The sequence below is a fragment of the Sulfurimonas iocasae genome (assembly GCF_047716755.1).
Lineage (GTDB): Bacteria > Campylobacterota > Campylobacteria > Campylobacterales > Sulfurimonadaceae > Sulfurimonas.
Genome location: NZ_CP180409.1, coordinates 2,241,886 through 2,254,143, shown reverse-complemented (window position 1 = coordinate 2,254,143; position 12,258 = coordinate 2,241,886). Strand labels below are relative to the sequence as shown.

Annotated in this window: 14 protein-coding genes; 13 read left to right on the top strand and 1 reads right to left on the bottom strand. The window is 31.9% G+C overall.

Annotation, left to right across the window (positions count from 1 at the left end; genetic code table 11):
* Positions 1–124 precede the first annotated feature (124 nt).
* From ACLHDE_RS11385 to ACLHDE_RS11325, 13 genes are read left to right on the top strand one after another with little or no spacing between them, the layout of a single operon-like run.
* Positions 125–427, top strand: coding sequence for a hypothetical protein (locus tag ACLHDE_RS11385; protein WP_415396532.1), 303 nt, complete (start codon positions 125–127; stop codon positions 425–427).
* Positions 424–1,110, top strand: coding sequence for a glycosyltransferase family 2 protein (locus ACLHDE_RS11380; RefSeq protein WP_415396531.1), 687 nt, complete (start codon positions 424–426; stop codon positions 1,108–1,110). The genes ACLHDE_RS11385 and ACLHDE_RS11380 overlap by 4 nt, the downstream gene beginning before the upstream one ends.
* Positions 1,101–1,952, top strand: a complete 852-nt coding sequence (locus ACLHDE_RS11375) for an acyltransferase (protein ID WP_415396530.1) — start codon at positions 1,101–1,103, stop codon at positions 1,950–1,952. The genes ACLHDE_RS11380 and ACLHDE_RS11375 overlap by 10 nt, the downstream gene beginning before the upstream one ends.
* Positions 1,949–3,463, top strand: a complete 1,515-nt coding sequence (locus tag ACLHDE_RS11370; protein WP_415396529.1) for an HAL/PAL/TAL family ammonia-lyase — start codon at positions 1,949–1,951, stop codon at positions 3,461–3,463. Before ACLHDE_RS11375 ends, ACLHDE_RS11370 begins: the two co-directional genes overlap by 4 nt.
* The gene (locus ACLHDE_RS11365) at positions 3,460–4,152 is read left to right on the top strand and encodes an SDR family oxidoreductase (RefSeq protein WP_415396528.1); all 693 of its coding nucleotides are present in this window, start codon (positions 3,460–3,462) and stop codon (positions 4,150–4,152) included. Before ACLHDE_RS11370 ends, ACLHDE_RS11365 begins: the two co-directional genes overlap by 4 nt.
* On the top strand, positions 4,149–5,480 hold the full coding sequence (locus tag ACLHDE_RS11360) for a phytoene desaturase family protein (RefSeq protein WP_415396527.1): 1,332 nt from the start codon (positions 4,149–4,151) through the stop codon (positions 5,478–5,480). Before ACLHDE_RS11365 ends, ACLHDE_RS11360 begins: the two co-directional genes overlap by 4 nt.
* Positions 5,477–6,703: a beta-ketoacyl-[acyl-carrier-protein] synthase family protein gene (locus tag ACLHDE_RS11355; protein ID WP_415396526.1), complete on the top strand. Its 1,227-nt coding sequence runs from the start codon at positions 5,477–5,479 to the stop codon at positions 6,701–6,703. Before ACLHDE_RS11360 ends, ACLHDE_RS11355 begins: the two co-directional genes overlap by 4 nt.
* Before the next feature lie 6 nt (positions 6,704–6,709).
* Positions 6,710–6,958, top strand: coding sequence for an acyl carrier protein (locus ACLHDE_RS11350; protein WP_415396525.1), 249 nt, complete (start codon positions 6,710–6,712; stop codon positions 6,956–6,958).
* Complete coding sequence (locus ACLHDE_RS11345) at positions 6,951–7,493, top strand: hypothetical protein (protein ID WP_415396524.1); 543 nt, start codon at positions 6,951–6,953, stop codon at positions 7,491–7,493. Before ACLHDE_RS11350 ends, ACLHDE_RS11345 begins: the two co-directional genes overlap by 8 nt.
* On the top strand, positions 7,471–8,196 hold the full coding sequence (locus ACLHDE_RS11340; protein WP_415396523.1) for a lysophospholipid acyltransferase family protein: 726 nt from the start codon (positions 7,471–7,473) through the stop codon (positions 8,194–8,196). The genes ACLHDE_RS11345 and ACLHDE_RS11340 overlap by 23 nt, the downstream gene beginning before the upstream one ends.
* Positions 8,184–8,669 (top strand): hypothetical protein, encoded by a 486-nt coding sequence (locus ACLHDE_RS11335; RefSeq protein ID WP_415396522.1) that lies wholly within the window; start codon positions 8,184–8,186, stop codon positions 8,667–8,669. Before ACLHDE_RS11340 ends, ACLHDE_RS11335 begins: the two co-directional genes overlap by 13 nt.
* The gene (locus ACLHDE_RS11330; RefSeq protein WP_415396521.1) at positions 8,656–10,761 is read left to right on the top strand and encodes a hypothetical protein; all 2,106 of its coding nucleotides are present in this window, start codon (positions 8,656–8,658) and stop codon (positions 10,759–10,761) included. The genes ACLHDE_RS11335 and ACLHDE_RS11330 overlap by 14 nt, the downstream gene beginning before the upstream one ends.
* A complete protein-coding gene (locus ACLHDE_RS11325; RefSeq protein ID WP_415396520.1) occupies positions 10,758–11,954 on the top strand; it encodes an AMP-binding protein in 1,197 nt (398 codons plus the stop codon). The genes ACLHDE_RS11330 and ACLHDE_RS11325 overlap by 4 nt, the downstream gene beginning before the upstream one ends.
* Here the strand turns inward: ACLHDE_RS11325 and ACLHDE_RS11320 are convergent.
* A complete protein-coding gene (locus tag ACLHDE_RS11320) occupies positions 11,944–12,255 on the bottom strand; it encodes an integrase arm-type DNA-binding domain-containing protein (protein WP_415396519.1) in 312 nt (103 codons plus the stop codon). The genes ACLHDE_RS11325 and ACLHDE_RS11320 overlap by 11 nt on opposite strands.
* Between the last annotated feature and the right edge of the window lie 3 nt (positions 12,256–12,258).

Here is a 12,258-nt window from a genome sequence, read left to right as displayed (position 1 = left end):
ATACTGGGTGCTTCTAATATGCAAAAAATAGTGTATATAAAGATTAAAAATTCATGATAGAATTTTATGGTGATTCAATAGTGGATTCTGTAAATATGTCTCTACTTTTTAAGGAAGAATAAAAGTGGTAAAACTGTTAGTAAAAGAACTATATTCTTTGATTTATAAAGACGATAAAAAAGCTCTAATAAAGTTGTGCAATGAAAATCATCCTATTTTTAAAGCCCATTTTCCATCCCAACCAATTTTACCTGGATTTGTACATTTTGAGATAGTGGCAGATGTTTTTAGTATTAAGATTACAACAATTAAAAAAGCTAAGTTTACTAAGATAGTCCGACCAACACAAAGTTTAGAATACAAGAAAGATGGTAATAAGTTTAAAGTTTTTTGTGAAGACGAAGTAGTGGCAAGTTTTAGTTTATGAATTTTTGCATACTAATCCCTGTTTATAATTCTCCATATATTAGAGAAGTAATTATTGATGTGTTAAATTATGGATATAAAGTTATAGTAGTTGATGATGGTTCTGATGTAAAAATTAATCTCGATGATTTAGACATAGAACTTGTAACTCACGAGAGAAACATGGGTAAAGGTGAAGCTATTTTAAGTGGAGCATCTAAAGCTAAAAAACTTGGATATGATAGTTTTGTAACAATGGACGCTGACAAGCAACATATAAGTTCTCAGATACAAAAACTTGTTGATTCTTATCGTAGCGAAACTATCATAGTCGGCAATCGTAATTTTGATGGTGAGAATATTCCAAATAGTTCAAAATTTGGTAGAAAGTTTAGTAATTTTTGGGTGATGTTGGAAACATTTAAATCTCTAGGCGATACTCAAAGTGGCTTTAGAATGTATCCTGTTAGTATTTTGAATTTACCTCTAATAAATAAACGATTTGATTTTGAAGTAGAAATTTTAGTTTTACACTCATATCGTGGTGGATGTATTAAAGATGTAGAGGTAGAATGTTACTACCCACCACACGAAGAGAGAATTTCACATTTTAACAAACTTGATGATAATGTGCATATAACTTTGTTGCATATAAAATTACTTATGCAAAGGTATCTTTTGTTTAGGGGATGGCTGTGGAGGTAAAACAGCGGGGAAACGCTTTTGGGTATAAGGTACTTCTTTTAATATATAATGTTTTTGGTTATAAATTAGTTGCTTTTATACTAAACTTTGTTGCTCTTTACTATCTTTTTTTTACACCTTCAGTAAAAAAATCTATGCAAAGTTATTATGAACATCAAGGGCTTTGTCTTACAAACAAAGTATATTTTAACCATATTAAAACATTCGCTTTATCTATATTTGATAGATTTGTATCACGGATAAAACCTCAAGATCTGAGATTTTGCGTAGACAATGGCGATGTAATGCAACTACTTCGTGAAAATGGCGGAATTGTGTTACTCTCACATGTTGGAAGCTGGGCAAGTGCTGCTTATTGTTTAAAAGATGAACTTCCACCAATGAATATCGTTATGCGTGAGAACACTCAAGAAAATATCCATAAAATAGAAAAAAGTAATCAAAGAGATAATGAACAAAGTGTAAAAATAATTGACCTCAACCAAGCTACAATAGCCACAAATATCCAAATAGCAAATGCATTAATGGACAAAGAATTAGTAGCTCTGATGGCAGATAGAATTGTAAACAAAAATAAATCTGTTGAAGTAGAGTTTTTAAACACAAAAGTGGAGATAAATAAAAACCCTTTTGAGATTGCCTTAAGAGTTAAAAAACCTCTTGTGGCAATTTTTGTTACAAACCACTCTCTTAAAAAGTACAATATAACATTCAATCTGATTGAAGAGAATTCCATCCAAGAGATGGCTCAGGACTATACAAATATATTAGAGAAAACAATCAAAAAATATCCAAATCAATGGTATAATTTTTTTAATTTTTTTAAAGGGCACTACAATTGATAATAGACAATAACACAATAAGTTATAGGAATTTTATATACGATAGTAAGATAAAACTAAATGACACTCAAGAGTTTATTGAATTTATAAATGCTGGACATGAATTTTTAATAGAAAATATACGTAATGGTCGTCCTATTTACGGTGTGACTACTGGATATGGTGAAGCTGGGCAAAACTATGCAGCTTTTGAAGAGGCTGAAGAACTTCAGTACAATCTTTTTAGTTTTCATGGTTGTGGTGTTGGTGAATATTTGAGTGCTGATGTATCTCGTATCATGACAACTATAAGAATGATAAGTCTCTCCAAGGGTAAAAGTGGGATTAGCTATGATTTACTAAAGAGATTTGAGCTTCTATTAGAGAAAAAAATCTATCCTCTTATTCCATCTCAAGGCTCTGTGGGTGCTAGTGGGGACTTAACTCCGTTATCATACATAGCAGCAGTTATTGCAGGCGAAAGAGAAGTTATCTATAAAGATGAAATTTTACCTACATCTGAAGTTTATAAAAAGTTAGACATAAAACCTTACACTTTCAAACCTAAAGAGGCCCTAGCTATTATGAATGGTACAGCAGCTATGAGTGCCATAGCCATAGATGCTATAGAGAAGTTTGAAGTTTTACTTGATTCTTCTGAGAGTTTTGTAGCATCTATTTTTGAACTATTACTGTGTGATATTACTCCTTTGGAACCATTTGTTCATGATAGTAAACCATTTGATGGACAGAGAAAAGCAGCGTCAAATATACTAAAAAAATGTGAAAACTCATCTCTTACACATGAAGCTTTTAGCAGATATGAAAATTTTTATCTAGAAAAAGAGCAAAACATTCAAGATAGGTATTCTATACGCTGTTCACCACAAGTGTTAGGTGTAATACATGACAATTTAGAGATTGCTAAAAAGTGGATAGAGACAGAAATAAACGGTGTTAACGATAATCCACTTATAGACCATATTGGTAAAAGAATCTACACCTCTGGTAACTTCTACGGTGGCTATATTGCTCATGCTATGGATACTATGCGTATATGTGTTGGTAACTTAGCTGATTTACTAGATAAAGAATTTGGTCTTTTAGTTGATCATAAGTTTAACAAAGGTCTCGGTGAGTCTCTAAAACTAAATACAAAATCTACTCATCATGGCTTTAAAGCTATGCAGATAACATTGAGCTCATTAACAGCAGATGTAATCATGAATACAGTTCCAGCTTCACTACACTCTCGTCCAACAGAGTCTTTTAATCAAGATAAGGTAAGCATGGGAACAACGGCTGCACTTCACTTTTCCAAGCAGTTACCAGATTTAACAAATATGCTTAGCATCGCTCTTCTTGGAATGGCTCAGGGAGTTGACATAAGAGGCAAGAAAAATTGTTCAGAATTTTTGCAAAAAAACCATGAAACTATTAGAAGTGAAGTAGAAAAACTAACTAACGATAGAAGAATGGACGTAGATATTAAAGTCGTCAAAGAGATGCTAAAAAAAGGTTTATTTGCATGAAAAAAGTTCTCGTTACTGGTTCAACTGGCGCGATTGGTGAAGCTTGCTCCAGATACTTTCACGATAATGGATACTTTGTATACCTTCATTATCGCTCACAAGAAGCAAAGGCTAATGAACTAAGAGCCGAGCTTACAAACTCTAAAATACTACAATTTGACATTACAAAAAAAGATGAAGTTGTAAGTGCTTTAGAGGGGTTAGAGCTTGATGCTTTAGTTAATAATGCAGGTATAACTAAAGACAATCTCTTCTTTTGGATGAGTGATGATGAGTGGAGTGATGTCATAAACACCTCTGTAAATGGAACTTTTTATGTTACAAAAGCAGTACTTAAAAATATGATTGCAAATAAAAATGGATCCATTATAAATGTAGCTTCTATCTCTGGTCTTGTTGGAAATGCTGGTCAAACTAACTATTCAGCAGCAAAGGGTGCGATGATAGCTTTTACAAAAGCGCTATCAGCGGAAGTTGCAAGATATAAAATCAGAGTAAATGCTGTTGCCCCTGGACTGATTGAGTCAGAGATGACGAAAGAGTTAGACTTAAAAGAGATGAAAAAGGCGATTCCACTAAAGAGAATAGGAAAGCCTGAAGATGTGGCAGAGTGTATCTTTTTTCTAGCTGACAAAGCCAGCTATGTAACTGGTGAGACTTTAAACATCAGTGGTGGTATGGTTAGATGAATATAGCCATAGTCGGAGGAGGTCTCAGTGGACTTTTATGTGCTTTTCTTTTAGAAAAAAAAGGTTACTCTCCAACTATTTATGAAAGACTTCCAAAAGTTGGAGGAGTAATCGACTCATTTAAGAGCAAAAAGATTATGTTTGATGTTGGTTTTCACTATTCAGGTTCACTCGCATCTGGACAGTTTTTATATGAAGAGTTTAAAAAGTACAATCTTTTAGAGAAGTTTGAACTCTATGCTTATGATGGAGATTTTGACACTCTCTACTTTGATGAAGAGGAGTTCGGTATTCCAAACTCATCTTTAGATTTTAAACAAAAACTACAAATGTATTTTGAAGATGAACGTGAAGTTTTAGAGACTTTTTTTGACAAATGTTATGAAGCTTCTAAAATAACTCTAGAAGAAAAAGAGGATTATACAAATATTGATTCTCGTTCTTTAAAAAGTGTTATGCAATATATCAAAAATCCACTTTTACGTAAAATACTTCTACACTTTACAATCTTTTATGCGGAAGTTCAATACGAAGATGCTTCATTTGATATTTATGCAAAAATCATGATAAATATGCTCGATGGAACTAGAAAGATAAGAGGAAATGGAAGAGCAATTGTAGACGCGCTAAAAAGAGAGCTTCACAACACAACAATCAAAACAAGAGATGAAATCTCAGAGATACTCTATGATGATGAAGGAGCCAAAGCCCTTAGGTGCAATGAAGGTATAAAAAAGTACGATGCCATCATCTCAACTTTGCATCCAAGAACAACAACAGTACTTCTAAAGTCAGAGAATAAAAAACTAAAAAGATACGTTAAACATGTAAATGAACTTGAAGAATCACCAACATTTTTTTCTATCTTTTGCCTTGTAGACGCTGATATAAAATCAAATCTATACTTTTATGGTAATGACTGCATTTCTGTTTTACCATCTTCTAAATTAGATGAAAAGAGTGTTGTAACTATTATAGCAAGAAGTAGTTATGAGAAGTACGCAAATCTTGAAAAAGAAGAGTACATAAGACTTAAACAAGAAGAGTGCGAAGAACATATTTTAGCACTAAAAAAGCTCTATAATTTTGGCAATATTGAAATTATGGACTGTTCAACTCCAACTACAAAGCAACACTACTCTAATGGTTACATGGGTAGTGCTTATGGGATTTTATGTTCTGCTAAACAGAAAAGTCTCTCCATGGTTATGTCAAAAACAAGAGTAGAAAATTTGTACTTAGCTGGAGAGAGTGCATTGGCACCAGGTCTTTTGGGATGCTATTTAGGTGCACAAAAAGTAATGAATTATTTCGAGGAGTTAAGATGAGAAGAATTGTAATAACAGGCGTTGGACTTAATTCACCACTTGGAAATAGTTACGATGAACTATATGAAAGTTTGAGGGATGAGAAGTGTGGTATCGAGTACATTCCTGACTGGGAAGAGGTAGATCACTTAGGTACAAAAGTAGCTGGTATAGTAAAAGGTCTTGATTTTAAATCAATCCCTAGAAAATACCGTCGTTCTATGGACCGGGTGGCTCAACTTAGTGCGATCTCAACATCAGATGCTATAAAAGATTCTGCTTTGGAGCAAGATACTATAAGTTCTAAACGATGTGGAATAGCTTTTGGTTCGACAATGGGCGGAAATAAAACTCTTTTTGAGTATGTTCCTGAAGTTAAGCAGAGTATGAGTTTTCGTGGTCAAAATTCAATGGCATTTTTGAAGATTATGAGTCATACAGTAGCTGCAAACTTAGCTCAGATGTTTTCAATTAAGGGACGAAATATTCCAACTTGTTCAGCTTGTACATCATCAGCTCAAGCAATTGGTGCTGGTTATGAAAGTATCAAATATGGCATGAGTGATGTTATGATATGTGGTGGATCAGAGGGGCTTCACTACTTAGCTGCTGGTGTTTTTGATGTAATTGGAGCAGCATCAACAAAGCATAACGATGATCCAACAGTTGCGTCTCGTCCATTTGATGAGAGTCGTGATGGTTTGGTTTTAGGAGAAGGTAGTGGCGCGGTTGTTTTAGAGGAGCTTGAGCACGCACTATCTCGTGGGGCTAAAATTTATGGTGAAGTTATAGGTTATGCAACTTCATGTGATGGAGAACATATAACGACTCCATCGAAAGAGGGAATGATGCAGGTGATGGAAACATCTTTAGAAGATGCCTGCATTGAACCTCAAGATATAGAGTATATAAATGCTCACGCAACTGCAACGCAAATGGGAGATATAGCAGAATCAAATGCTACTTTTAACCTTTTTGGCTCTAAGACTCCGGTTAGCAGTACAAAAGGGCATATGGGCCATCTTCTTGGTGGATGTGGTGTTGTTGAAAGCATTATTTGCCTTATAGCCTTAAATAAATCTCTTTTGCCAAAAACTATGAATTTTAAAAAATTAGATAAAGAGTGTAAATCTATCAACGTTTTAGGTGAAAATATGCAAAAAGATATTACAATTACTATGAATAATAATTTTGCATTTGGTGGAATAAACACCTCACTTATATTTAAGAAGTATGAAGGATAATTTTTAATGACTCAAGAAGATGTGTATAATAAAATAATAGCTGTTTTAGTTGATGAATTTGAAGTGTCTGTGGATGATATCTCTATGGAAGCTAACTTATTTACAGACTTAGAACTTGATTCTCTTGATGCTATTGACTTGATGGTAACACTCGATAAAGAGTTAGATATTGAGATAAAAACAGAAGATATGAAAGATTTACGCACTATAAAAGATGTGTGTGACTTTGTATTAGATACATCGAATAATGAGTAATGCAATAGCACTACTCTTTGCTCCATCATTCATCATATCTCTACACTACTTAGAGTTTAAAGCAGTAGTTCAATTCTACCTTTTTTTATCCATTTTATTTTTTATATATACCTGTTATACAAAAAAAACATTAAAAAACTTGGTTGTACCTAGCATCTATGTTATAGCACTACTTTTTGCATACTTTAGTTCTAGTTTTGAGATGGTAAAATTTATACCTGTCCTCATTTCAGCAACATTTTTTGCTCTTTTTATTGATGCAACTATGTATAAAAAAGAGCTGATTCTAGGCTTTACAAAAAGATTTTATAAAAGAGAGCTAAGCAAAGAAGAGGTGTTATTTTTAAAAGATGGTGATGCTTACTGGGCTATTATTACACTTATTAACACACTCATTCAGCTCGCCTTAGTGTTTTATGGAAGTAATACTATATGGGCATTTTACAGCTCTATTGGTTGGTATGGATTCTTTTTTACATCTCTAGTTGTACAGATTGTTTACGGGAGACTTTATGCGATTAAGCTGTATTCTTAGTCTTTTTGCATTCATACTGTTTTTTGCTCTCATTGGGCTATTTGTAATTCCATCACTAATTATATATGGACTTTTATATCCATTTGTAAAATACCCACAAGATCAGTTTCAGTATCTCTCTGGCGTTATATATAAAGTATTTTTCACACTTCAACCGAGAATAGAGTTAGACATAAAATTGCTCAAAGTACTTCCTGCCAGTGCCATATACGTTTCAACACATCAATCAAATCTAGACTATCCAATTTTAGGGTATTTTATAAAAAAATATCTAATAATGACTACTATGAACTTTAAAAAGATTCCATTTATATCACAGATTGGACATCTTATTGGGATAAGACATTTAGATAACAATAATCTTGGTAAAATAAGTAGCACTTATATTGAGTTTGAGCATATGCTCAAGGAAAGTAGAAATGTTGTTTTTTTTGCCGAGGGAACACGCGGTTCTGGCAGAGAGCTTGGAAGATTTAAGAAAGGTGCTTTTAGGTTAGCTAAGAAGATGAATAAACCAATCATCCCTGTTATCATAGATGGTTCAGGAAATCAGCTCTCTAAGGGTAACTTCTGTTTTTCAAGCACCAAAAAAGCAAAAATAAAAATCCAGATGCTAGATGCAATTTACCCTGATAAGTTCTCAAACGAAAGCGACATGTTAAAATACACTTACAATATTATGAGTGAGACATGTCAAAAATAATTATACTAATTTTAACTTTTTTAATTGCTAGTGCAGATAGCTTTAATTTCACAGAATTAAGATATATCGATGCGTTAGATAAAAGCATAGAGCTAAGAGGTGAGATTAATTTTTTGGAAAATGGCTTATCAATCAACTATAAAGAAAGTAAAAAATCTCTCCATCTTAAAGAAGAAAAACTTACCTACATAGAAGATGGAAAATATATAACTCTTAATGAATCAAAAAAGCAAAAAATCATCCAATACTTTGAGATAATAATTCTGCTTCATAACTCAGATAAGAAACTGCTCAAAACTATGTTTGATATAAAAATAGATGGTGAAAAAACTCTGTTAAAAACAAAAGGAACTATGCGACACTTCGTCACACATATAGAGTTAGTTCAAAAAGAAAATAATCTCAAAAATATAAAACTATTTTTAAAAAATAGTGACTATATAATCATAAAAATAGATGATGAAATACGCTAACTACATAATACTAATCATACTTCTTATGGTTGCTTTTTTTGCAAAAGAGCATATAAGCATCTCTACAAACCTACTCTCACTATTTGCATCAGAAGAGTCTATTGAGAAGTTAAATATTGCCTCTAAACTTGGTTATTCAAAAGAGATGCTAGTCGCCGTAAAAGGCTTTGATAACTCTGCAAAGACGAAAGTTTATGAACTCTTGCAAAAATTAAAAACTATAGATGGAATTGTGAGTGTTCAATCAACTCTAACACCCTCAGAGGTACAACTGCAATACTATAAAAATAATTATCCTCTTTTAGCCTCATTTAATGATGAAATACAAAGCGAGGATAGTGTAAATAAAAAGCTTCAAAATTCGTACAATGCTCTACTTAGTGATATCTTTTATACTTCAATTGACAAGAATGACCCTCTAAAACTATTTAATTTGACTAACTCTAACAATTTAAATCTCTTACATAGAGGAGAGTTTTTAACGCTTGGAGAGTTTGGTTATCTTATTCGTGTCAGCACAAAAGTATCTGCATCTCAGATGAGTCAAGCAGAAGTTCTGTATGAAAAAATCCATTTCGTTTTAAATGACTACCAAGATACAATAGCTTTCGCCCCATTCTTCTATACAGTTGAGAACTCTACAAAAATCAAAAATGATGTTAAGTGGATAATTTTACTATCGAGTATAGTTTTGATTCTTATCTACTACATACTCATTAAAAACATCAGACTGCTTTCTCATACACTCTTAGCACTCTTCTCCTCAATGCTCTTTGCAGGACTTATAAGCACTCTAACATATTCAAACTTTAGTATTCTTTCTTTGGCATTTGGCATGAGTATAACGGCAGTTAGTATTGACTATCTCCTTCATTACTATTTTCATAACTTCTATCAAGATAATAAAATAATAGATAAAAATGTTCTTTATGGATTTTTAACTACTGCTGTAGCTTTTGGTATATTTTCTTTTATCCCAATTCCAATCATCTCGCAAATCAGTTTTTTTGCAGTTGCTTCACTATCCTTTGCTTATTTCCTCTTTACATTTGTATTTCCTAAACTACAAATTCTCTCGTATAAGCAAGACGTTGTTATAAAAAAGAGTTCAAAAAAACTCTCAGCATTTACATTTTTCTTTCTCTCTATTTTACTATTTAGTTTTAGTGCTTATAACTTAGAATTTAATAATAGCATCAGAAATTTAGACTACCAAAATACTAAACTTATAGAAACAGAAGAGTTCTTCAAATCATCAATAAAAACTAATTTAAAACCTATCATTATCCAAGCTTCAACAAAGGATGAACTTTTAAATAAATTGCATCTATTACATCAGAAGTTACCAAACAGCTTCTCATTTGCTTCATTTGTACAAGATATTCAGAGCTGTGAGATGAGAAAAAAAACACTAGAAAAATATGATTTCTCTGCACTTAACACCATGGTTAACAATGAGGCTTCTAAGATAGGTTATAAAGATGGTTATTTCAAAGAGGCATATACTTTTACTAAGAATTTAGCTGAGTGTAAAATACCTAACTTAGAGATATTTAAATCCTACAATCTACATGTATACAATGATGAAAACAGTTACTATACTATTGCTCTAGTAGATGATGTCTCAAAGGCAGCTACGTTTGACTTTGCCACCAGCATAGATGTAAAAGAGATGTTTACACAACAAGTAAAAAAAATGTATGATGACTTAGCCATCTACTCTACTCTTGTTTTAATAGCTATTTTTATACTTCTTATTTTAAGTGTCCGAACTAAGTTTTTATATGCACTTAACTATGTCATATTTCCATCAAGTTTCGTATTGGCTATCTTAAGTGTTTTTTACACGATAAACCTAATGCATCTTTTCTCACTAATAATTCTTTTAGCTATTGGTATTGATTACGGCATCTATATGAGCAACTCTCGTCAGCAAGCCAATACAGTATTGGCTATTAGATATTCTTTACTAAGTACATTCGCTGGCTTTGGTATTTTAATTTTTAGTTCAATTGTAGCCCTCGAGTCTATAGGTATGGTTATATCTTTAGGTGTTGTCTCTATTTTTATGTTGATTAGGAGTATGAGGTGATTTTAGAGTATATTCATAAAGACTCTTCAAGAGAGACTATAGATATAAATCTAAGTAAAGAGATTTCAGATGCATGGATAGATATAAATTCAACAAATAAGGTCGAATTTATAAAAGAGTTTTTACCTGCTTATAATAGTAAACAAAAAATAGTTTTATTTGACTCTAATCATAAGCAATTACTTAAGTTTAATCAAGATAATGATATCAATAAATTTAATAATATTACAGAAGTAAATTCTAAATGCCAGATTCTTTTTTTCACATCTGGTAGCAGTGGTTTCCCTGTTGGTGCTTTTAAAACAAAAGAAAATCTAGAGAGAGAAGTTCAAGTACTAAAAAGCTTACTAAAAGAATACAGTATAAAAAGAGTTGTTGTCACAGTGCCATTTATACATATATATGGTGTCTTAGCTGGTTTACTCCTCCCTATACATTTATATGGGGTAAAGCTAGTTATTAAAGATGATTTTTTACCTTATGAGTTATTGGAAGAAGCTTCATTTGATGATACCTTAGTTGTAACTACACCAGTTTTTATAAAAGCATTGTCAAAATTAAATACTAACAGTAAATTAACTTCTAATCTTTTCATATGTTCAACAGGTCCATTACATATTGATGATGTAACAGTGTTTGAAAATAAATTTGAAACCAACTTATTACAGTTGTTTGGTTCAACAGAAACAGGAGGAATTGCTTATAAATTTAGCAAAAGAATAAAATGGACATTATTAGATAATGTTCATATATCTATAAAAGATAATAAACTAAATGTTATCTCACCTTTCATATCACCATTTATATTTAATAAAAAAATATTGAGAGTAGAAAGTTCTTTTACTACTGAAGATATTGTTGAAATTGATGAAATTGATGAAGATAAGTTTACTTTAATTGGTCGAAGCAATAAAATCATAAAAATTGCTGGAAAGCGCATATCAGCTATACAAATTGAATCTATTATAGAAACCATACCTGATGTAAATAAAGCTATCGTAGAGTTAATATATAAAAAAGAGATGTTGAGAAGTGAACAAATTATAATTATTTTGGAAGCAACTTCAAAAGTTGACGTAAAGATTATAAAACAGGCAATTAGTAAATACTATGGTACTCTTACGATACCTTTTAGTGTTAAATATGTAGATAAGATAGACTATTCTGCAATGGGTAAAAAGATCATATTTTAGAATTGGCGCTTGATATTAATCTACCTTTGAAAAATGGTTTTACATCATTCTCAAATTGTCCTACCTTCCTTACATAGGTGCTTGGTGCTAGTTCTTTCTCTTGCTTTTTATCAATTGGGTCTATTTGTTGAGATATAAGTTCCCTGTAACTTTGTGCTTTTAGCCTCGCATCTGACGAAGGTACATCAGGAAATTTACCCAAAGATGATTTTCTTCTTTTTAATTTTGTTGGGCTAGTAAATCTAAACTCACATAGTTTCGTACCATCTGTTTTAATGAGTAATGATAAACCAATTGCCATCGG